This is a genomic window from Janthinobacterium sp. RA13 (assembly GCF_000745325.1).
Taxonomy (GTDB): domain Bacteria; phylum Pseudomonadota; class Gammaproteobacteria; order Burkholderiales; family Burkholderiaceae_D; genus Janthinobacterium; species Janthinobacterium rivuli.
Genome location: NZ_JQNP01000001.1, coordinates 5,723,265 through 5,742,932 on the forward strand (window position 1 = coordinate 5,723,265; position 19,668 = coordinate 5,742,932).

Sequence of the window (19,668 nt, forward strand, 5' to 3'; positions counted from 1 at the left end):
TGCCATTATCATGCAAGTTCCCGCCACGCACGAGGACCGCCATGAAACGCCAGTTGCACCTGCTCGTCATCGATCCGCAAAATGATTTTTGCGATTTACCTCTCGCCTGGCTGCCGCCAGACGCCGCACCGGCGCTGGCCGTGCCCGGCGCCCACGCCGACATGCTGCGCGTGGCGCAGCTGATACGCGAAGGGGGAGGCGGTCTGACGCAAATCAGCGTGACCCTCGACGCCCACCACCGCTACGATATCGCCCACCCGGCCTTCTGGCGCACGGGCGATGGCGGCGCCGTGCCGCCGTTTACGCAGATCACCGCCCGGCAAGTGCGCGACCGATTGTTCCTGCCCGCCGCCAGTGATGCTCTGCCGCGCGCACTGGCTTACCTTGATGCCTTGCAGCAAGCTGGGCGCTATCAGCTGATGGTGTGGCCCGTGCATTGCGAGATCGGCAGCTGGGGGCAAAATATCCATGCGGCCGTGCGCGCCGCCTACAATGCCTGGGAAGTGGATCACCTGCAAGTGGTCGCCAAGCTGAGCAAGGGTTCCAATCCGTGGACCGAGCACTACTCGGCCGTCATGGCGGAAGTGCCCGATGCGCAGGATGCGGCCACCCAGCTGAACCTGGATTTCCTCGCCACCCTGCTGCCGGCGCAGCAGATTTATATCTGCGGCGAAGCGGGCAGCCATTGCGTGAAAGCCAGCACCGAGCACATCGCCGACTATCTGGAAGCGCAGCAAGGCAAGCCGGCCCTGTCGCGCCTGGTCTTGCTGACGGACTGCATGAGCCCCGTCACGGGCTTTGCAGCGCAGCAGCGCGACTTCCTTGCTGCCATGCATGCGCGCGGCGCGCGGCTGGCCACGTCCGCCGACGTCTTGCCTGAATTGTTGGCCAATGCAGGCAATTGATGCTGTCCTGCAAGCGGACCCTGCTGAAATGCTTGCAGTGGCGTACTATTCTGGCTTCAGGAAGTTGGAGAAAACACACATGACCCCGATAGTGCGCAGTTTGCTGGAAACCGATCTGTATAAATTTACAATGTGGCAAGCCTTGCTGCACGGTCATCCGAATACCCATACCGAATACGAATTTGTCTGCCGCAACGCCACCGCCTTTCCCCTGGCCGAACTGAAGGGCGAGTTGGAAGAGCAGCTCGACCACCTGTGCTCGATGTCGTTTGCCGACGACGAGCTGGCCTATTTGCGCACCTTGCGCTTCATGAAGAGCGACTTCGTCGACTTCCTGACGGTGTTCCGCTTCCAGCGCAAGTTCATCGACGTGAGCACCGATGGCGACACCTTGCTCGTGCACGCGGCTGGGCCGCAAGTGCATGTGATGGGCTTTGAGATTTTCGTGCTGTACATCATCAACGAACTGTATTTCCGCCGTTTCGACCTCGACGCCGCCATGCGCGAAGGGCGCCACCGCCTGGGCTTGAAAGTGCAAGCCGTCAAGGAATTCGGCAAGCTGCCACGGCGCAAGCATCCGTTTGAATTTTCCGACTTCGGCGTGCGCCGGCGTTTTTCCGGCGCCTGGCACGACGAGGTGGTGCAACGGCTGGCGCGCGACGTGCCCGAGTATTTCAAGGGTACGTCGAATGTCTACCTGGCGAAAAAGCTGGGCATCGTGCCGATCGGCACCATGGCGCATGAATACATGCAATCGTTCCAGTCCTTCGGCGTGCGCCTGCGCGATTTTCAAAAGGCGGCACTGGAAGACTGGGTGCAGGAATACCGGGGCGACCTGGGCATCGCGCTGACGGACGTGGTGGGCATGGATGCGTTCCTGGCCGACTTCGACCTGTATTTCGCCAAGCTGTTCGACGGCTTGCGCCACGATTCGGGCGACCCCGTCGAGTGGGGCGAGAAGGCGCTGGCCCACTACGCGGCCCTGCGCATCGACGCCAATACCAAGCGCCTCGTGTTTTCCGATGGCCTGGATCTGGACAAGGCCTTCGCCCTGTACCAGCACTTCGCCGACCGCATCATGACGGGCTTTGGCATCGGCACCAATCTCACCAACGACGTCGGCTTGACGCCGCTCAACATCGTCATGAAACTGGTGCGCTGCAATGGCCAGTCCGTGGCGAAATTATCGGATTCGCCGGGCAAGACCCTGTGCAAGGATGAAACTTTCCTCGCGTATTTGCGGCAGGTCTTCCACCACCCCGCAGTGTAGGTGCCTGTCTAGAACCCCGTCACCACCGTATCCATGTGCTCGACCTGCGGTGGGGCGGCGAAAAATTCACCGACCAGGCCGCGCCATGCCTGGAAGTCCTCGCTGCCGCGGAAATGCACGGTATGGTCTTCCAGGGTTGTCCAGCCGACTACCAGACGGTAGGCGTCGCCGTTTTCGATCGAGCGCTCCAGGCGCATCGACTCGCAGCCGCGTGCGCGCTGGAACAGGGGGACGGCTTTCGTCACGGCCGCTTCGAAGGCAGCGTGCGTGGCCGATTTGATCTGGATGTGGGCAATTTCAAAAATCATGGCAAGTTCCGGTTTTGAAAGAAAGAACGCAGATCTTGCCACAGATTGTGCCTGCTTGCGGAGGGCGATGGGGCCGCTGCCATTCAGCTGCCGCCGCCGTTCCTGTCCAGCGCTTGCTGCAGATAGGCTTCCAGTTGCGGCACGTTCATGCTGGCGACATCCCTGGCCAGGGCATGGCTGAGCCGTTTTTCCACCTGGGCATCTAGCCTTAGACGCAATTGTCCCAGGAACTTCGGCGCGGCGACCAGGCACAGCTTGCTGTAGCGCCCTTGCTGCAGGCCCTGCTGCAACACCTGCGCGATCTGCCGGGCAAACTGTTCGTTCGCATGGTCGACGGGCGTCACCTGTGGCTCGGCCGTGTGCGCCTGCGTGCCCGCTTGCGTACCGGCGCGCATGCCGCTGCCGAAGCGTCCACCGGCATCGCTGTTCAAGGCGTTATCGTTGTCACGGCCCGCCGGATTGACGAAGTCTTGCAGCTCGCCCAGCTGGTTTTGCTGTCCCAGCGCAAACAGCCGCGCGCGGCTGCTGTCGGCCACGACCACCCATGTGACGTCCATCTCGTTCTCCTTGCTGTGCGCTCCGGCTAGTGCGACAGGGCCGCCACGCCATCGTGCCTGTCCTGGCCGCAGCGGGCCGTGCGCTGTTCGATATCGTTGCCGCCGCACGCTTGCACGATGGCGTGCGCGCGCTCTTGCTCATCGGCATGGCGCGTGGCCACCACCAGGCGCACCATGCCGCGAAACGCCGTCTTGCCATAGTTGCGCCGGTACATATGGTTGTCGCCGCCGAACAGGGCATTGATCACGCGTTCCAGCCGGCTGGTGAGGGTGTCGCGATTGCCGACAGTAAAATTGCCCTGCACGGGGCCGGCCTCGTCGTCGCCCGCGTCCAGTTGCACGGCGTGAGCGGGAAAGCCATCGGCCAGCAGCCGGTTGCGGGCGCGCTCGGCATCGGGCAAGTGGTCGAAGATACGTATGAGGATATTGCCGCTGCTGCTGTCCATGGCCCGGCCTTTCAAGGAGGTGTGCTTGATTTGACCGGCGAGGCTGCAAATAATTCTGCCTCAGCCTGTAAAATCCTCGATCAAGGCGCAAAAGTTTGATAAATATCCAGTATGGTTGCCAAGTCGCGCTAAGATACGCCTTGCGGTATCAATCTTTCATAGGAGAACTAAATGGCAGCGAAGAAAATTCTGTTTTTGACCGGCGATTTTGCAGAAGATTATGAAACGATGGTGCCGTTCCAGGCCCTGCTGATGCTGGGCCATACCGTGCATGCCGTTTGTCCCGGCAAGAAAAGCGGCGAGACGATCAAGACGGCCATCCACGATTTCGAGGGCGACCAGACTTACACGGAAAAGCCGGGCCATCTGTTCACCCTGAACGCCAGCTTCGACGAGATCGACCCGGCCGACTATGACGCCGTGATGATCGCCGGCGGCCGCGCGCCCGAATACCTGCGCCTGAACAAGAACGTCATCGCCGCCGTGCGCCATTTCGCCGAAGCGGGCAAGCCCGTCGCGGCCGTCTGCCATGGCGCGCAATTGCTGGCCGCCGCCGACGTCATCCGTGGCAAGCGCATTTCCGCCTATCCCGCCTGCGCGCCGGAAGTGACACTGGCGGGCGGCACGTATGCCGACATCGCCGTCACGGACGCCGTCACGGATGGCCAGTTCGTCACGGCGCCCGCCTGGCCTGCGCACCCGGCCTGGCTGGCGCAGTTCGTCAAACTGCTCGGTACCGAGATCCGTTTGTAACCCGTTTGTAACCTTTATCAGCCCGGCAGGCCGCAGCGCTTGCCAGGCGCACCACTTTTCAGATTCGAGTTCTTCATGCATGCGCCGCGCAGTCAACCTTCCCGCAAACAACTTCCAGCGTCGCGCTGGCGCCAGCGCCGTCTGGCGCAAGCCGCATCGGGCCTGAGCGCCGCGCAGGAGCGCCAGCTGGCCACCCTGCACGAGATTTCCACCTTGCTGGCGGGACAGCACGCCATCGATGCGCTGTGCCGTGGCTTCCTGCGCCATGTGATGGAGTTCGCGCAGGCCGAAGGCGGCACCGTGCGCATCCTCGATCCGCAGCAGGACACCGTGCACATCATCGTGCACGAGGGCATTTCCGACGCCATGGTGGAAGAAGAACACTGCATCCGCAACAACGATTGCCTGTGCGGCGCGGCCGTGGCGCAGGGCGTGATCCAGATCCGCGATTTCCGCCAGGTCGATGCGCTGCAGCGCTACCGTTGCCAGGACGAAGGTTTCATCGCCATCGCCGTCTTCCCCATCCTTGCGCGCGAGCAAGTCGTCGGCAGTTTTTCGCTGCACTTTGCGCGCCCGCAAGCCGTGCATGCGCAGCAGCAGGGCTGGCTGGAAACGCTGGGCCAGAGCCTCGGCATCGCCATTGAAAACCAGCGCCTGATCGCGCGCGAAAAGGAATTCGCCGTGGCGCGCGAACGCAGCCTGCTGGCCGAAGGCTTGCATGACAGTATTGCGCAAAGCCTGAACTTCATCAGCCTGCAAGTGCAGATGCTCGACGATTCCGTGCGCCGTGGCCAGCTCGACGAAGCGGCCGAAGTGTTGCCGCTGATGCGCATGGGCGTCGAGCAAAGCTACCAGGACGTGCGCGAATTGCTCGTCAATTTCCGCACGCGCTGGCATGGTAGCGACCTCGAAAGCAAGCTGTCGGAAGTGCTGGCCAAGTTCGAGCTGCAGACGGGTGTCGTCGGTACACTGGACATGAGCGGCAACGGCGCCCCGCTGGCTCCCGAGCAACAACTGCAGATATTGTTCATCGTGCAGGAAGCGCTGTCGAATATCCGCAAGCATGCGCAGGCCAGCAACGTGGCGCTGCGCGTGGACAACGGGCGCGATTTTGCGCTGCAGGTGCGCGACGATGGCGAAGGCTTCGCCGCCAACCTGCGCGACAAGAAAACGGAATTGCAGATCGGCTTGCGTATCATGCAGGAAAGAGCCGAGCGGCTCGGTGCGCAATTTGCCATCGACAGCACGCCCGGCGGCGGCACGACGATCTCGCTGGCCTTGCCGGCAGCCCGGCGCCAGGCCGCGTAACAAATGAATCATCTTTATCAGGCAACAAACACGTGAACGCACCAATCAAAATCCTGCTGGTCGACGACCACACCTTGCTGCGCAGCGGCGTCAAGCTGCTGCTGCAGCGCAATCCTCAATTCCAGGTGGTGGGCGAGGCATCGAACGGGCTCGACGGCGTGCGCCTGGCGGCCGAACTGCGGCCCGACGTGGTGCTGATGGACTTGAACATGCCCGGCGTGACTGGCGTCGAGGCGTTGCAGCTGATCTTGCAGGACCTGCCGCAGATGGTCGTGCTGATGCTGACCGTGTCGGAAAACGCGGCCGACCTCGGTGCGGCCCTGCGCGCCGGTGCGCGCGGCTATTTGCTGAAAAACATCGAGGCCGAGCAGCTGGGGCAGGCCATTTGCCGCGCCGCCGCCGGCGAATCCGTGATCGCCGACGCCATGACGGCCAAGCTCGTGTCGCAGTTCCGCGCGGGGCAGAACGCGCCGCAGGAAGACTATGACAAACTGACGCCGCGCGAACGCGAAGCCATGGCCTGCCTGGCGCAAGGGCTGAGCAACAAGGAAATCGCGCGCCAGCTCGACGTGGCCGAAAGCACGGTGAAAATCCACGTGCAAAACATCCTCAAAAAGCTTAAGCTCAGCAGCCGCGTGCAGATCGCCGTCTACGCGGTCGAGCGCGAATTGAGCAAATAAAGATCAAACAAAGTGCAAATAGTGCGCAAGCAATGCGCGATTGTTTGATCTGCATGGCGTTCCGGCCTAGACAACCCTAGTTCCTTTGACGTATGGCCTTGACCGTGCCGGCCCATTACACTCTTAGTCATTCGCTAATCTAATAAGAGAGTGTCATGCATAAGGTCAACGTCGATGGCTTGCTATCGAGCCAGGCTCTGTTCCGCCATATTTCCCCTTCGCAATTAGAGCAATTGCGCCAGGATGTCGTGCGTGTTGAAGTGGAAAAAGGCAAAGTGCTGTTCCGCAAGGGCGAAGTGGCGGAAGGCGCCTATGTGGTGGTCTTCGGCCTCGTCAAGCTCAGCGTGTTTTCCATGGAAGGTACGGACAAGGTACTGGAACTGATCCGTCCGGGCCAGAGCTTCGGCGAAGCCATGATTTTCCTCGATGAACCGTATCCATTCTGCGCCGAAGCGCTCGAGCACTGCTTGCTGCTGCGCATCCCGCCGCACGCGCTGCTGCGCCTGCTGGACCAGTCGCCGCGCATCGCGCGCCAGATGATGAACAGCCTGTCGCACCACCTGATGGGTTTCATCCGCAACGTGGAGCGCTGCTCCGTGCAGAACGCCACCCAGCGCGTGGTCGAGTATCTGTTGCAGGCGTCGGATCAGCAGCGCTCGAACGAAGTCAAACTGGACCTGAAGAAAAGTCTGTTGGCATCGTTCCTGAACCTGGCGCCCGCCACCCTGTCGCGCGTGCTGCACCAGCTGACGGACTTGCACCTGATTAAAGTCAGCGGTTCGCTGATCCAGATCCAGCCCGATGCATTGAAAACCTACCGCCATGGTTCCGCCACGGCCATGCTGAATTAAGCGTTGATCACTCAGCTTTTTCAGCAGGCAAGGTCAGCCGCCAGAACAGCAGGGCGAGCAAGCTGACCGCCGCGCCCAGCGCGCATACCCCATGCCAGCCCGCCAGCGCATACACGCTGGTGGCGGCAATCGCACCAAGTCCGCTTCCCACCGCATAAAACAGCATGTAGCACGCTACCAGGCGGCTGTGCGCGTCGCTGTCATCCTTGAAGATGAGGCTCTGGTTCGTCACGTGGATGGCCTGGCCTGCCAGGTCCAGCGCGATGATGCCGACGATTAAGGGCCACAGGGCCGCGCCCGCAAAGCTCAGTGGCAGCCACGCGGCCAGCAACAGCAGAAGGGCCGCGCCCGTCGTCCATTGCGCGCGACCCTTGTCCGCCATGGCGCCGGCGCGCGCCGCACCCAACGCGCCGATCACGCCGACCAGGCCAAACGCGCCGATGGCCGCATGGGAATAGCCTTGCGCCGTCAAGGGCAGCACCAGGGCGCTCCAGAAAATATTGAAGACGGCAAACATCAGCAGGGCCAGCATGCCCCGCACGCGCAGCACCTTGTTGTGCAGCAGCATGTCCAGCATCGAGGCGAGCAGGGCGCCATACGCCAGCCGTTGACTGGATGGCTGCGCCGGCGGCAGCTTACGCCACAACAGCAACAGCAAAGCGCAAGCGATGGTCGCCGAGACAAAATACACGGCACGCCAGTCGGCCAGGTCCGCCACCACGCCGGACAGGGTGCGCGCTAGCAGCAAGCCTATCACCACGCCGCCCTGCGCCATGCCGACCACGCGGCCACGCTCATGGCTGGCCGCCGCGCTGGCCGCATAGGCGATCAAGCCCTGCGTCATGGCCGTGCCCAGCAAGCCGACCATCAGCATGCCGCCCAGCAAGGCGGCCGTGGAACGGGCGCAGCCCAGCGCCACCAGGGTGATGGCCAGCAAGCCCAGCTGGAACAAGGTCAGGCGGCGCCGGTTCAGCATGTCGCCCAGGGGCACGAGCAGCAGCAGGGCCAGCGCGCAGCCGATCTGCGTGGCCGTGATGACCATGCCGCTGGCCGCTTCTGTCATGCCGAATTCGTGCGCCAGGGTGGCCAGCAAGGGCTGGGCGTAATACACATTGGCCACGCTGAGGCCGGCCGCCGTGGCAAACAGCCAGACGAGGGTAGGAGGAAGTGCTGTCGTGATGGGAGTTGTCGTATCGCGCATGGGAGGTCAATTAAGTGGTTTCAAATTAAAACCACTTGGAGTCTACGCCGGGAAGTTTTAAAATGCAACCACTCAATCCTGGAGCATGACGATGGCCAAGCGCAAGAGCCTGAAAACCGACCCCTGTCCCGTGGCGCGCGCGCTCGACGTGATCGGCGAGCGCTGGTCGCTGCTGATCGTGCGCGACGCCTTCGACGGCATGCGCAGGTTCGGCGAGTTCCAGAAAAGCCTGGGCGTGGCGAAGAACATCCTGGCCGACCGCCTGCACACCCTGGTGGAAGAGGGCATTTTTACGGTCGCGCCCGCCTCGGACGGCACGGCCTACCAGGAATACGTGCTCACGCAAAAGGGGCTGGCCCTGTTTCCCGTCGTCGTCGGCTTGCGCCAGTGGAGCGAGGATCAATTGTTCGAAGCGGGCGAGTCCCATTCCACCCTGTTGCAGCGTGGCTCAGGCTTGCCCGTGCGCAGGATGGACGTGCTGGCGCTGGACGGCCGCGTGTTGCAGGCGGACGACACGGTCGTGCACAAGGTGTCGCCGCAATGAGGCGGGTGGCTGTCATCGGCGGAGGGATTACGGGCGTGACGACGGCGTATGCGCTGGCCAAGCGGGGCGTGCACGTCACCCTGATCGAGCGCCACCGTTACGCCGCCATGGAAACGTCATATGCGAACGGCGGGCAATTGTCGGCCTCGCATGCGGAAGTGTGGAACCACAAGGCAACGATTTTGAACGCCCTGAAATGGATGGCGCGGCGCGATGCGCCCCTGCTGCTCCATCCCTGGCCCAGCTGGCACAAGCTGAGCTGGTTTGCGGAGTTTCTCGCCGCCATGCCCGCTTACGAGCGCAACACCATCGCCACGGCGCGCATGGCGATCGCCGCGCGTGAACATTTGTTTGCGTGGGCGCAAGCTGAAAACATAGCTTTCGATCACCGCCGCGCCGGCATCCTGCACGTCTACCGTGACAAGGCCGGCTTCGAGCGGGCGGCCGGCGTATCGCGTTTGCTGGCGCAGGGCGGCTTGCAGCGGCGCGCCGTGAGCTTGGCGGAAATGCGCGCCATCGAACCGGCGCTGCAGGGCGACTTTTACGGCGGCTACTACACGGACAGCGATTCCACGGGCGACATCCACAAATTCACCAGCGGCCTGGCCGACGCGTGCGTCCGCCTGGGCGTGGCCTGCCGCTATGGTGCACAGGTCACGGGGCTGGCGCGCGAACACGGCAAGGTGCGCGTCTCCATGGATGGGGACAGCACCGTGTTTGACGCCGTCGTCATCTGCGCGGGCACGGCCAGCCGCGCGATGGCGGCCATGCTGGGCGACCATGTCAACGTGTATCCCGTGAAAGGTTATTCCATCACCGTGCAGCTTGAAGACCCAGCCAGCCGCGCGGCCGCACCGTCCGTCAGCCTGCTCGACGATGCCACCAAGCTGGTCAGCAGTCGCCTCGGTGACGACCGGCTCAGGGTGGCGGGCACGGCCGAATTCAATGGCGTCAATTACGACATCCGCGCCGACCGCATCCGCCCGCTATTGGGATGGGTCGAGCAGTGCTTTCCTGGCGTGAATACGCGCAAGGTCGTGCCGTGGGCGGGCTTGCGCCCCATGCTGCCCGACATGCTGCCGAAAGTGGGGCCGGGCAAGGCGCCTGGCGTGTACTACAACACGGGCCACGGCCACCTGGGCTGGACCTTGGCGGCCGCCACGGCGGAGATGGTGGCGACGATGGTGAGTGGCGCCTAGTTCTTCGGCAGCAAATCGCTGAGCGCGGCCCGGCCCTTGACGGTGAGGAAGGGGCCGATCTTGCTGTAGGGCAGTAAAAAGTCGTTTTCGCAGCCGCTGCCGTTCGGGTCTTGCCAGAACGATACGCCCTCCGGTTTCAATGACAGATGGAAGCGGCCGCGGCCGTCGTAATCCGTGCCCTTGCATTCGGCGTCGATTTTCACATCCTTGAACAGGGCCTGGCGCAGGCGGTCCGGCAATGCGGCCTTGTCGTCGCCATCGCTGGCGCTGGCGCCAAACCAGTTCCACACATCCGTTTCCTGGCCCGTTTTCACGTCCCAGGTGCGGAACTTGATGGAGATGCCGCTGGCGCCATAGCCGGCCGCCCAGCGGTAGAACTTGACCGTCACCCAGCGCGGCGACCAGTAGGTCGGATCCGCATACACTTCGTCTTCCGTCGTGAAACCGTTGCGGCCCAGGTATTCGCGGCGCGTGGCATAGAAGTCTTCCAGGTCTTTTTTATTCTTCGCCAGCACGGCGCGCAGCTGTGTGTTGATTTTCGCCACGCCGTCGCCGGGCGCCATCAGCTCCACTGTGATGGTGTCGCCCACTTGCAGGTTGCGGTATTGCTTGCCTTCAAAGGTAACGGGTTTGCTGACCTTGGTGGCGGGAAAGTCTTCCAGCGCCAGGTTGTAGGCATCGCTGGCACACGACGGGTGTTCGCGGTCGCCCGCCGCTTCCAGCAGGGTCAAGGCCAGGGGCAGGGTCTTGCCGCTTTTCGGCTCCGTCCACGTGCCGGTGAGCTTGCCACCTTGCGGCGTGCCCAGGCTCCACGTGCCCGTCGTATTGCCCTTGGCGTCGAGTTCCTGCCACAGGGTCTTGCCGTTCGGCTTGGCCACCATGATCGGCGTCTTGTAGCGCGTGTAGTAATAATTGCCGCTGCGGTCAGAGCCTTGCGTGGTGCTGGGCTGGTTGAAGCAGGCCACGATATTGGCCTTGCCCACGGTGCCCTGCCATACCCCTTGCACGGGCGCATCGCCAGCCATGGCGAGGTTCAGGGCGGGCAGGGTCAGGCAAGCAAACAGAAAGCGGCGCATCGGTTAATCCTCTCGTGGGCGAAGGCCGATTCTACATGGCCGCGCCCACGAGATGCCACACGTCAACTATGCGTGTGGTCGCTCCTGCGCCACGACGGCCATCGCCGCGCCCAGGTACTGCAGCATGGCCCCGTCGACGAAGCTGCCTTCCATCAGACGCGGTTCCTGCTGGTGCGCCTGGCGAAATTTCAGCTGCGTGGCCGGGTCCGTGCCCGCGTAGGAGCGGAACAGTTCCAGCCACTGCCTTGCCAGTTGCAGCACGGCCGGATCGGTGGGCGGCGTGCGCGCATCGATGGCGGCGCGCACGGCGGCGATCAGGGCTGGCCACTCGCCCGAACGCTTGCCGTAGTTGGCCACCAGGTGCGCATATTCCCGCTCATCGAGGAAAGGCCGGTACAGCGCCATGCGCGAGGCATTGAAGGCGGCGAGGATGAACTGCATCAAGTCCGCGTCGATGCTGGTCGTCGCCTGCATTGAGGGCTCCTGCGCATGCATGTCGTTCAGGCGCGCGAACAGGCCCGGATGGGCGCTCGTGTCGCGCACCAGCTTGACCATCCATTCGGTGGCCAGCGCTTGCGCTGGCGCATCGCCGGGGCCCGCGCCCGCGTCCTTGACGGCGCGCACTTTCGTTACCAGTGCTTTCCATTCCTGTTCCACGGCCGCATCGGACAGCAGCGGCAGCTGTTGCAGTTCTTCTGGGCTAAAGTATTTGTCGTACATGGTCATCAACTCCATAGTGGTGAGCCACTCGGCCAGTTCCGGCGCCTGCCCCTGCGTCAGCTGCGTTTGCAGGCTGCACAGGCGTTCGCGCAAGGTGGAAGCTTGCGCGATCTGGCGTTCCAGCATGGCGATTTGCCGCGCCACGATGGAGGAGAGCGGCAGATCCGGCCCGGCGAGGGCGTTGGCGATATCGGCCAGCGACAACCCGAACTTGCGCAGCGCCATGATCCGGTGCAACCGGTCCATGTCGCCGTGCTGGTACAGGCGGTAGCCAGCTTGCGTGCGCGCCGAAGGCGAGAGCAGGCCGATGCTGTCGTAGTGGTGCAGGGTGCGGATGGTCAGGCCCGTGAGCCTGGCCAGTTCACCGATTTTCAACAGCATCGTCTTCTCCTTGTCTTCAGTGCGTACCAACCACGATGGCGCCTGACGTAACGTCAGGGTCAAGCAGGAATGTAGCAGAGGAGCCGAAAAAACCATAAAAAGAATCCGTTGACCTTCATTTTTTTGTACGGTATATTTATAAAACCGAACGACGACTGCAGCAGAATCAGCGCGTTCGAGCCACATGGAATGACGAAAAAATCGTTGTGCGGCGCAGCAAAGCGCGCCATTGGCAGGGCTGGAAAGACAATCCGCACAGACGGATTTTTTTCACAGTTGGTTTGTACGTTAAATATAATATGCCACCGGCAAGATCCGGGCGGCGAGAGAGACGACCATGATGAAAAGTATCGTTTGCGATACGCCCGGCAGTTTGCGCATGGAGCAGCGCCCCGTGCCCGTGCCCGGCGAGGGTGAAGTGCTGCTGCGCATACGCCGCGTCGGCATCTGCGGCACCGACATGCATATCTTCCGCGGCACCCAGCCTTTTCTCAGCTATCCGCGCGTGATGGGCCATGAATTGTCCGGCCATATCGACAGTGCGCCAGCCGGCTCGCGCCTGGCCGCTGGCGACCAGGTCTACGTGATGCCCTACCTGTCGTGCGGTACTTGCGTGGCCTGCCGCCAGGGCAAGACCAACTGCTGCACCCGCATCGAAGTGCTGGGCGTGCACCGCGACGGCGGCATGACGGAATACTTGGCGCTGCCCGAGCGCTTCGTCTTCAAGACGGAAGGCATCTCGCTCGACGACGCAGCCATGATCGAATTTCTCGCCATCGGCGCGCATGCCGTCAAGCGCGGCGCGGTCGATGCCGGCAAGCGCGTGCTGGTGGTGGGCGCCGGTCCGATCGGCATGGCCGTGATGTTGTTCGCGTCCTTGAAAGGCGCCGACGTGACGGTGCTCGATGGCCGCGCCGACCGTTTGCAATTCTGCCGCGACGCGCTCGGTATTACCCGCACGGTGCAACTGGGCGACGGCGACAAGGAGCAGCTGTCTGACGCCACCGGCGGCGAATTCTTCGACGTGGTGTTTGACGCCACCGGCAATATCGCCGCCATGGAGCGGGGCCTGGACTTTGTCGCTCACGGCGGTGCCTATGTGCTGGTGTCCATCGTGCGCGACCGCCTGTCCTTTTCCGACCCGGAATTCCACAAGCGCGAAACGACCTTGCTGGGCAGCCGCAACGCCACCGTCGACGATTTCGAGGAAGTGGTGGCGGCCATGAAGGCGGGGAAAGTGCCCACCGCGCTGCTCAATACCCACCGCACCACGCTCGACGAATTTACGGGCGTGCTCGATCGCTGGATGCAGCCCGAGGCGGGTGTCATCAAGGCCATCGTCGAGGTCTGAGATGAGCGATCTCAATCCCATACTGCAATTTGGCACCAGCCGCTTCCTGCAGGCGCACGCCGACCTGTTCGTCAGCGAAGCGGCCAAGGCAGGCGAGGCGCTGGGCCATATCACCATCGTGCAAACGACCGGCAGCGCGCAGGGCGCGGCGCGGGTGGCGGCGTTTCGCCAGGCCGGCGGCTACCCGGTGCGCATTCGCGGCTGGCAGGACGGCGCGCAAGTCGACGAGGAACGCCGCGCCGACGCCGTCACGCAAGCGTGGCAAGCTGGCAGCGACTGGCGGCAGGTGCGCGATGCGGCCGTGGCCGCGCGCGTGATCGTCTCGAATACGGGCGACACGGGCTACCAGCTGGCTGATTCCGACCACGCCGGCATGCTCGATGGCGCAACCGTTCCCGCCAGCTTTCCCGGCAAGCTGCTGGTGCTGCTGCATGACCGCTACCTGGCCGGCGCCGCACCCGTCTCGATTTTTCCGTGCGAACTGGTGGCCGACAACGGTCATGTACTGCGCCAGGTGATCGTGACATTGGCGCGGCAGTGGCGCTGCGATGCCGCGTTCATCGGGTATCTGCAAACGGGCTGCCTGTGGATCAATTCCCTCGTCGACCGCATCGTTTCCGAACCGATCGAACCGATAGGCGCGGTGGCCGAACCGTATGCGCTATGGGCCATCGAGGCGCAGGAAGGCATGCTGCTGCCGTGCCGCCACCCGCAGCTGGTGGTGACGGGCAATCTGCGCGAGTATGAACAGCGCAAGCTGTTCCTGCTCAACCTCGGTCACACCTATCTGGCGCAGCTGTGGATGGAACGGGGCAGCCCGGCCGGCATGACGGTGCGCGAGGCGATGGACGATGGCGCCATGCGCGCCGCGCTGGAAGCCCTGTGGCACGAGGAAGTGCTGCCCGTGTTTGCCGCCATGGGCGCGCGACACGGTGACGCCGCGCTGGCCTATGTGGCGCAGGTCAGGGAACGCTTCAGCAATCCCTTCCTCGCGCACCGCCTGGCCGACATCGCCCAGCACCATGCCGGCAAAATCGCGCGCCGCATGGCGCCCGTGGCGGCGCTGGCGCGGCAGCTGTGTCCCGCCCTGGCGCAGCCGCGCCTGCGCGCCATGCTGGCGCCGGGAGCGCAGCCATGAACGCCCCGCTCAGCGCAGTTGTTTCTTTTCTGGCATGCCGATCCAATCCGATATCGACTAAAATGGCCCACTCATCCACTTTCCCTTTCGCTGGCATAGCGCGTTCATTCATCCATGTCCAAACCCGCCACCGTCTTCAAGCGCAGTACCAATCTGCTGTTGCAATTTCTCGCCGAGAATGTCGCAGTGGGCGAGATGCTGCCGACGGAGCAGTTCTTGACCACCATCTGCCAGGGCAGCCGCACGGCCATCCGCAGCGCGATCACGTATCTGTCGACGCGGCGCCTGATCGCCAGCCCGGCGGACCGGCGCTTGCTGCGCAAACCCATACCGGGCGACTACTTCGATATTTCGGAATTGCAGTCGGGGGCGGAGCGCATCCAGCAAGTGCTGATGGAACGCGTGTACCAGCGCGACATGCCGCCCGGCGCGGAGTTTTCGGAAGCGGAGCTGGCGCGCGAGGCGGGCGCCAGTACCGTCAGCGTGCGCGAATTTTTGATCGGCTTTTCGCGCTTCGGCCTGATCGAAAAGAAACCGCGCGGCGGCTGGCGCCTGTGCGCGTTCGACCGCTCGTTCGCCACCGAACTGGCGGACATGCGGCGCATGTTCGAGATGGCGGCCGTGGAGCAGTTTGCGCACCTGCCGCATGGCGATCCGGCATATGCGGAACTGGCGCGGCTGATCAAGCAGCACGAGAAGCTGGCGGCCAGGATAGACACGCGCCACAACGCGTTTCCGGCGCTGGACCGCGAGTTCCACACCTTCCTGATCGGCCTGTTGAACAATCGCTTCGCGCAGGGCTTCTACGATATCGTCTCGTTCGTGTTTCACTACCACTACCAGTGGGACAAGGGCGAGGAAAAGGGCCGCAACCAGTACGCGGTGCAGGAACACCTGGCGATCCTGCGCGCGCTGGCGGAGCACGACTTGCCGAAGGCGCTCGATGCCATGCGCTCGCACCTCGATTCCTCGCGCAGCACCATGCTGTCCTCGATCGGCACGCGGGAAAAACTGAGCCAGCCGGCCGCCTAGCCGTTTTTGCCGGGGAGGGTGCGCCATGAGCCTCGCTTCCCAGCCTGCCAGCCTGCTCTTGATGTCGCCCGAGGATAACTGCCTGATCGCCAGGACAGCCCTGGCCTGCGGCGACGTCGTCGCCATTGACGGCGTGCCCGTCACCCTGGCGCAAAACATCCAGATTGGCCACAAGGTGGCGCGCTGCGCGCTGGCCGTGGGCGACAAGGTGCTGCGCTACGGCGCCCTGATCGGCAGCATCACGGCCCCCGTCGCCATCGGCGAGCATATCCACACGCACAACCTGGCAAGCGATTACATCCCCACGTTTACCCTGGGCCAGGACGGCCACCACTTCCTGGACAAGGACGACCAAGCATGAACGCTCCAACGACGACACCCGCCCTGTCGGGCTACCTGCGCGCCGATGGCCGCAAGGGCATCCGCAATATCGTGGTCGTGGCCTATATGGTCGAATGCGCGCATCACGTGGCGCGCCTGATGGTCCACGCCTTTCCCGGCCAGCCCGTGCACCTGATCGGCTTTACTGGCTGTTTCCCCAATGAATACGCGGACCAGGTGATGCGCCGCCTGCTGACGCACCCGAACGTGGGCGCCGTGCTGCTGGTCTCGCTGGGCTGCGAAGGCTTCAACAAGTACGGCCTCTCCAGCGCCGTGGCCGACAGCGACCGCCCCGTCCACACGATCACGATCCAGGAAAACAGCGGCACGCGCCCCAGCGTGAGCAGCGGTGTCGAGTGGATCGGCTGGGCGCTGGAACACCTGGCGCGGCAGGAGCGCGTGCCGATGGGGATCGATGAACTGGTCGTCGCCACCATCTGCGGCGGCTCCGACAGCACCAGCGGCATCAGCGCCAACCCGGCCGTCGGCGTGGCGTTCGACACCCTGATCGCGGCCGGCAGCCCCTGCATCTTCGAAGAGACGGGCGAACTGGTGGGCTGCGAATACCACATGCAGCGGCGCGCCGTGAGTCCGGACCTAGGCAACGCCATCGTCGAAACCGTGGCCAAGGCGGCCCGCTACTACACCATCATGGGCCATGGCAGCTTCTCGCCGGGGAACGCCGATGGCGGCCTCACCACGCAGGAAGAAAAGTCGCTGGGCGCCTATGCCAAGAGCGGTTCCTCGCCCATCGTCGGCATTTTGAAACCGGGCGACCAGCCGGCCGGCGGCGGCCTGTACCTGCTTGACGTGGTGCCGGACGGCGAGCCGCGCTTCGGCTTTCCGAACGTGTCGGACAACGCGGAAATCGTCGAACTCATTTCCTGCGGCGCCCACATCACCTTGTTTACCACGGGCCGCGGCTCCGTCGTCGGCTCGGCGATTTCACCCGTCATCAAGGTGTGCGCCAATCCGCAAACCTTCGAGCGCCTGGCCGACGACATGGATATCAACGCGGGCAAGATCCTCACGGGCGAAGCCACCCTGGAAGAAGTGGGCGCGGAGATCGTCGCCGCCGTGCTGAACGTGGCCAACGGAGAACTGAGCCGCTCGGAAGACCTGGGCCACCAGGAATTCGTGCTGACCTATAAACAATTCGACGCGGTGGGGCCAGGCTGCTTCCCATTGCGCGCCGCTTGAGGGCCGCATTCATGGATGTCACACAATTGCATACCTTGCCGCGCGGAGGCCTGTCGCTGCCCTGCATCGGCATGGGCTGCGCCCCGATAGGCGGCTTGTACCAGCCCGTCAGCGACGCGCAGGCGCGCGCCACGCTCGATGGCGCCTGGGACGCGGGCGTGCGTTTCTTCGACACGGCGCCGTTCTATGGCTATACCCAGTCCGAACGCCGTCTCGGTGCGGCGCTGCGCGAACGGCCCCGCCATGAATTTGTGATCAGCACCAAGGTGGGACGGCTGATGCGGCCCGACGCCTCCGTTCGCCCCGGCGACGACGGCTTTGCCGCGCCGCTGCCGTTCCGTCCCCATTACGACTATACATATGACGGCGTGCTGCGTTCGCACGAAGATAGCCTGCAGCGCTTGGGCCTGGAGCGCATCGACATTCTGTTCGTGCACGATATCGGCAAGGCCACGCATGGCGAACACGATCAGCATTACTGGCGCCAGCTGACGGCCGGTGGCGGTTTTCGCGCCCTCGATGAGTTGCGCGCCAGCGGCCAGGTGAAAGCCGTGGGCCTCGGTATCAATGAATGCGAGATCGTGCTGCGCGCGATGGCGGAATTCGACCTCGATTGCACCTTGCTGGCCGGCCGCTATACTTTGCTGGAGCAGGCTTCGCTGTCGCCATTGCTGGACGCCTGCGTGGAACGCGGCAACGCCATCGTGATCGGCGGCCCGTTCAACTCGGGTGTATTGGCCGGCAATGGCAAATTCAATTATGCCGATGCACCGGCCGCCATACTCAAGCGCGTGGCGCGCCTGGACGCCGTCTGCCGTGAGTTCGGCGTGCCGCTGCAGGCTGCCGCGCTGCAGTTCCCGCTCGCCCATCCGGCCGTCGTTTCCTGCATCCCGGGCGGGCAAGACCTGGCGCAGCTGCGGCAAAACCTGGACTGGTTCGCCACGCCGCTGCCCGACGCCCTGTGGCTGGCGCTGCGGGACGCGGACTTGCTCGATGCGCGCGCGCCGCTGCCTGCGGGAGTGGCCGCATGATGCGCATCGACGCCCACCAGCACTTCTGGCAGCTGGCCGCGCGCGCCGGTAGCTGGCCGCCGCCATCGCTGGCCGCCATCCACCGCGATTTTGCGCCCGCCGACCTGGCGCCGCTGCTGGCTGCGCACGGTATCGCCGGCACGGTGCTGGTGCAGTCGCTGCCGTCGGCTGCCGATACCGACTACCTGCTGGCGCTGGCGGAACAGAACAGCTTTATTCGGGCCGTCGTGGGCTGGACCGATTTGCTGGCGCCTGACGCAGCGGCGGCGATTACATGCCTGGCGTCGCAGCCGAAGCTCGCAGGCTTGCGGCCCATGCTGCAGGATATCGATGACGACCAGTGGATCGCCAATCCCGCGCTGGCGCCGGCCTTGGCTGCCATGGTCGAACACGGCGTGCGTCTGGACGCGCTGGTGCTGCCGCGCCACCTGCCCGCGCTGCTGCAATGTGCCCGCGACTATCCGCGGCTGGCCATCGTGATCGACCATGCGGCCAAGCCGCCGATCGCCGACGCCGCCTTCGGTGCGTGGCGCGAAGACATGGCGCAGTTGGCCGCGCTGCCGAACGTGCATTGCAAGCTGTCCGGGCTGGTGACGGAAGCGCGGCCCGGCTGGCACGTGGACGACCTGCGCCCCTATGCCGCACATGTGCTGAACGTGTTCGGCCCCCGGCGCGTGATCTGGGGCAGCGACTGGCCCGTGGTGGATCTGGCCGGCGGCTATGCGGCGTGGCTGGCCGCCAGCGAGGCACTGCTGGCGCATCTGGGGCAAGAGGACAAGGACGATATTTTCGGACGCAATGCGTGCCGGTTTTATGGTTTTGAATGAACGCTGGTGGTGCGCTTGTTGGCTTACGTCGGCCAAGGCCGTCTAAGCCAACCTACGAATTACCGCGATGCCAACTGTAGGTTGGCTTAGCCGCTACGGCGTAAGCCAACAAAAGGAGTCGCAATGCAAAGAATGGGCATGGTCATCGGCATTGCGCCGGAACGTATCGCCGAATACAAAACCCTGCACGCCGCCGTCTGGCCGCAGGTGCTGGCAAGGCTGGCGGCCGCGCATGTCAGCAATTATTCGATCTTCCTGCGCCAGCCGGAAAACCTGCTGTTCGGTTACTGGGAATACCACGGCGAGGATTTTGAGGCCGACATGGCCACCATCGCCGCCGACCCGGAAACGCAGCGCTGGTGGACCTTTTGCGCCCCGTGCCAGGAGCCGCTGGCCTCGCGCGCCGAGGGCGAGCACTGGGCGATGATGGAGCAGGTTTTTCATATGACGTAGACCCCAAAAAAGGCCGGGGTCGGACCCTGAGGGTCCGACCCCAGAATTGCCAGGTG

At 63.8% G+C, this 19,668-nt stretch carries 22 protein-coding genes; 16 read left to right on the forward strand and 6 right to left on the reverse strand.

From position 1 onward, the window contains the following. Positions 1 to 41: 41 nt before the first annotated feature. The gene (locus FG13_RS25325; protein ID WP_035825506.1) at positions 42 to 905 is read left to right on the forward strand and encodes a cysteine hydrolase; all 864 of its coding nucleotides are present in this window, start codon (positions 42 to 44) and stop codon (positions 903 to 905) included. A 79-nt stretch (positions 906 to 984) separates the two neighbouring features. Further along, entirely contained in the window at positions 985 to 2,175 is a 1,191-nt protein-coding gene (gene pncB, locus FG13_RS25330) for a nicotinate phosphoribosyltransferase (protein ID WP_035825508.1), read from the forward strand. A gap of 8 nt (positions 2,176 to 2,183) precedes the next feature. On the opposite strand, the gene FG13_RS25335 is transcribed toward pncB, so the two are convergent. The 3 genes from FG13_RS25335 to FG13_RS25345 form a co-directional block, all read right to left on the reverse strand. Further along, positions 2,184 to 2,483: an antibiotic biosynthesis monooxygenase family protein gene (locus FG13_RS25335; protein WP_035825510.1), complete on the reverse strand. Its 300-nt coding sequence runs from the start codon at positions 2,481 to 2,483 to the stop codon at positions 2,184 to 2,186. Between the two features lie 83 nt (positions 2,484 to 2,566). Continuing rightward, positions 2,567 to 3,040: a host attachment protein gene (locus FG13_RS25340; RefSeq protein ID WP_035825512.1), complete on the reverse strand. Its 474-nt coding sequence runs from the start codon at positions 3,038 to 3,040 to the stop codon at positions 2,567 to 2,569. A gap of 26 nt (positions 3,041 to 3,066) precedes the next feature. Beyond that, positions 3,067 to 3,486 carry a hypothetical protein gene (locus tag FG13_RS25345; RefSeq protein ID WP_035825515.1) on the reverse strand — a complete coding sequence of 140 codons (420 nt, stop codon included), beginning with the start codon at positions 3,484 to 3,486 and terminating at the stop codon, positions 3,067 to 3,069. A gap of 171 nt (positions 3,487 to 3,657) precedes the next feature. Between FG13_RS25345 and FG13_RS25350 the strand changes: the two genes are divergently transcribed. From FG13_RS25350 to FG13_RS25365, 4 genes are all read left to right on the forward strand, one after another. Continuing rightward, a complete protein-coding gene (locus FG13_RS25350) occupies positions 3,658 to 4,239 on the forward strand; it encodes a DJ-1/PfpI family protein (RefSeq protein WP_035825518.1) in 582 nt (193 codons plus the stop codon). 75 nt (positions 4,240 to 4,314) lie between these two features. Then, positions 4,315 to 5,547 carry a GAF domain-containing sensor histidine kinase gene (locus FG13_RS25355; RefSeq protein WP_035825520.1) on the forward strand — a complete coding sequence of 411 codons (1,233 nt, stop codon included), beginning with the start codon at positions 4,315 to 4,317 and terminating at the stop codon, positions 5,545 to 5,547. Between the two features lie 32 nt (positions 5,548 to 5,579). Then, on the forward strand, positions 5,580 to 6,227 hold the full coding sequence (locus FG13_RS25360) for a response regulator (RefSeq protein WP_035825522.1): 648 nt from the start codon (positions 5,580 to 5,582) through the stop codon (positions 6,225 to 6,227). Positions 6,228 to 6,382: 155 nt separating this feature from the next. Then, positions 6,383 to 7,078 carry a Crp/Fnr family transcriptional regulator gene (locus FG13_RS25365; RefSeq protein ID WP_034759676.1) on the forward strand — a complete coding sequence of 232 codons (696 nt, stop codon included), beginning with the start codon at positions 6,383 to 6,385 and terminating at the stop codon, positions 7,076 to 7,078. Between the two features lie 7 nt (positions 7,079 to 7,085). On the opposite strand, the gene FG13_RS25370 is transcribed toward FG13_RS25365, so the two are convergent. After that, on the reverse strand, positions 7,086 to 8,279 hold the full coding sequence (locus FG13_RS25370) for an MFS transporter (RefSeq protein WP_035825524.1): 1,194 nt from the start codon (positions 8,277 to 8,279) through the stop codon (positions 7,086 to 7,088). Between the two features lie 91 nt (positions 8,280 to 8,370). Here FG13_RS25370 and FG13_RS25375 point away from each other — a divergent pair, with 91 nt between their 5' ends. Further along, entirely contained in the window at positions 8,371 to 8,823 is a 453-nt protein-coding gene (locus FG13_RS25375; protein WP_035828729.1) for a winged helix-turn-helix transcriptional regulator, read from the forward strand. Then, entirely contained in the window at positions 8,820 to 10,022 is a 1,203-nt protein-coding gene (locus FG13_RS25380) for a D-amino acid dehydrogenase (RefSeq protein ID WP_035825526.1), read from the forward strand. Before FG13_RS25375 ends, FG13_RS25380 begins: the two co-directional genes overlap by 4 nt. On the opposite strand, the gene FG13_RS25385 is transcribed toward FG13_RS25380, so the two are convergent. Together FG13_RS25385 and FG13_RS25390 are read right to left on the reverse strand one after the other, a co-directional pair. Further along, a complete protein-coding gene (locus FG13_RS25385; protein WP_035825528.1) occupies positions 10,019 to 11,098 on the reverse strand; it encodes a hypothetical protein in 1,080 nt (359 codons plus the stop codon). The genes FG13_RS25380 and FG13_RS25385 overlap by 4 nt on opposite strands. 66 nt (positions 11,099 to 11,164) lie before the next feature. After that, the gene (locus FG13_RS25390) at positions 11,165 to 12,199 is read right to left on the reverse strand and encodes a MerR family transcriptional regulator (RefSeq protein WP_035825530.1); all 1,035 of its coding nucleotides are present in this window, start codon (positions 12,197 to 12,199) and stop codon (positions 11,165 to 11,167) included. Between the two features lie 340 nt (positions 12,200 to 12,539). Here FG13_RS25390 and FG13_RS25395 point away from each other — a divergent pair, with 340 nt between their 5' ends. The 8 genes from FG13_RS25395 to FG13_RS25430 all read left to right on the forward strand — a co-directional run bounded on the left by FG13_RS25395 (position 12,540) and on the right by FG13_RS25430 (position 19,612). Then, positions 12,540 to 13,550 carry a zinc-binding alcohol dehydrogenase family protein gene (locus tag FG13_RS25395; protein WP_035828730.1) on the forward strand — a complete coding sequence of 337 codons (1,011 nt, stop codon included), beginning with the start codon at positions 12,540 to 12,542 and terminating at the stop codon, positions 13,548 to 13,550. A gap of 1 nt (position 13,551) precedes the next feature. After that, on the forward strand, positions 13,552 to 14,688 hold the full coding sequence (locus FG13_RS25400; RefSeq protein ID WP_035825533.1) for a D-mannonate oxidoreductase: 1,137 nt from the start codon (positions 13,552 to 13,554) through the stop codon (positions 14,686 to 14,688). Positions 14,689 to 14,802: 114 nt separating this feature from the next. Next, on the forward strand, positions 14,803 to 15,720 hold the full coding sequence (locus FG13_RS25405) for a GntR family transcriptional regulator (RefSeq protein WP_035825535.1): 918 nt from the start codon (positions 14,803 to 14,805) through the stop codon (positions 15,718 to 15,720). 25 nt (positions 15,721 to 15,745) lie between these two features. Then, positions 15,746 to 16,081 (forward strand): UxaA family hydrolase, encoded by a 336-nt coding sequence (locus tag FG13_RS25410; protein WP_035825536.1) that lies wholly within the window; start codon positions 15,746 to 15,748, stop codon positions 16,079 to 16,081. Continuing rightward, positions 16,078 to 17,301: a UxaA family hydrolase gene (locus FG13_RS25415; RefSeq protein WP_035825537.1), complete on the forward strand. Its 1,224-nt coding sequence runs from the start codon at positions 16,078 to 16,080 to the stop codon at positions 17,299 to 17,301. Before FG13_RS25410 ends, FG13_RS25415 begins: the two co-directional genes overlap by 4 nt. An 11-nt stretch (positions 17,302 to 17,312) precedes the next feature. Further along, positions 17,313 to 18,332, forward strand: coding sequence for an aldo/keto reductase (locus tag FG13_RS25420; protein WP_035825539.1), 1,020 nt, complete (start codon positions 17,313 to 17,315; stop codon positions 18,330 to 18,332). Beyond that, a complete protein-coding gene (locus FG13_RS25425) occupies positions 18,329 to 19,159 on the forward strand; it encodes an amidohydrolase family protein (RefSeq protein WP_200880312.1) in 831 nt (276 codons plus the stop codon). Before FG13_RS25420 ends, FG13_RS25425 begins: the two co-directional genes overlap by 4 nt. A gap of 123 nt (positions 19,160 to 19,282) precedes the next feature. Beyond that, positions 19,283 to 19,612, forward strand: coding sequence for an L-rhamnose mutarotase (locus FG13_RS25430; protein WP_035825541.1), 330 nt, complete (start codon positions 19,283 to 19,285; stop codon positions 19,610 to 19,612). The last annotated feature ends 56 nt before the right edge of the window (positions 19,613 to 19,668 follow it).

Bases quoted from the DNA above. Each gene is read 5' to 3' on its own strand.
- FG13_RS25325 (WP_035825506.1), top strand. From the start codon at position 42: ATGAAACGCCAGTTGCACCTGCTCGTCATCGATCCGCAAAATGATTTT.
- FG13_RS25400 (WP_035825533.1), top strand. From the start codon at position 13,552: ATGAGCGATCTCAATCCCATACTGCAATTTGGCACCAGCCGCTTCCTG.
- FG13_RS25410 (WP_035825536.1), top strand. From the start codon at position 15,746: ATGAGCCTCGCTTCCCAGCCTGCCAGCCTGCTCTTGATGTCGCCCGAG.
- FG13_RS25345 (WP_035825515.1), bottom strand. From the start codon at position 3,486: ATGGACAGCAGCAGCGGCAATATCCTCATACGTATCTTCGACCACTTG.
- FG13_RS25425 (WP_200880312.1), top strand. From the start codon at position 18,329: ATGATGCGCATCGACGCCCACCAGCACTTCTGGCAGCTGGCCGCGCGC.
- FG13_RS25365 (WP_034759676.1), top strand. From the start codon at position 6,383: ATGCATAAGGTCAACGTCGATGGCTTGCTATCGAGCCAGGCTCTGTTC.
- FG13_RS25350 (WP_035825518.1), top strand. From the start codon at position 3,658: ATGGCAGCGAAGAAAATTCTGTTTTTGACCGGCGATTTTGCAGAAGAT.
- FG13_RS25340 (WP_035825512.1), bottom strand. From the start codon at position 3,040: ATGGACGTCACATGGGTGGTCGTGGCCGACAGCAGCCGCGCGCGGCTG.
- FG13_RS25415 (WP_035825537.1), top strand. From the start codon at position 16,078: ATGAACGCTCCAACGACGACACCCGCCCTGTCGGGCTACCTGCGCGCC.
- FG13_RS25390 (WP_035825530.1), bottom strand. From the start codon at position 12,199: ATGCTGTTGAAAATCGGTGAACTGGCCAGGCTCACGGGCCTGACCATC.
- FG13_RS25405 (WP_035825535.1), top strand. From the start codon at position 14,803: ATGTCCAAACCCGCCACCGTCTTCAAGCGCAGTACCAATCTGCTGTTG.
- FG13_RS25335 (WP_035825510.1), bottom strand. From the start codon at position 2,483: ATGATTTTTGAAATTGCCCACATCCAGATCAAATCGGCCACGCACGCT.
- FG13_RS25430 (WP_035825541.1), top strand. From the start codon at position 19,283: ATGCAAAGAATGGGCATGGTCATCGGCATTGCGCCGGAACGTATCGCC.
- pncB (WP_035825508.1), top strand. From the start codon at position 985: ATGACCCCGATAGTGCGCAGTTTGCTGGAAACCGATCTGTATAAATTT.
- FG13_RS25385 (WP_035825528.1), bottom strand. From the start codon at position 11,098: ATGCGCCGCTTTCTGTTTGCTTGCCTGACCCTGCCCGCCCTGAACCTC.
- FG13_RS25420 (WP_035825539.1), top strand. From the start codon at position 17,313: ATGGATGTCACACAATTGCATACCTTGCCGCGCGGAGGCCTGTCGCTG.
- FG13_RS25355 (WP_035825520.1), top strand. From the start codon at position 4,315: ATGCATGCGCCGCGCAGTCAACCTTCCCGCAAACAACTTCCAGCGTCG.
- FG13_RS25370 (WP_035825524.1), bottom strand. From the start codon at position 8,279: ATGCGCGATACGACAACTCCCATCACGACAGCACTTCCTCCTACCCTC.
- FG13_RS25375 (WP_035828729.1), top strand. From the start codon at position 8,371: ATGGCCAAGCGCAAGAGCCTGAAAACCGACCCCTGTCCCGTGGCGCGC.
- FG13_RS25395 (WP_035828730.1), top strand. From the start codon at position 12,540: ATGAAAAGTATCGTTTGCGATACGCCCGGCAGTTTGCGCATGGAGCAG.
- FG13_RS25380 (WP_035825526.1), top strand. From the start codon at position 8,820: ATGAGGCGGGTGGCTGTCATCGGCGGAGGGATTACGGGCGTGACGACG.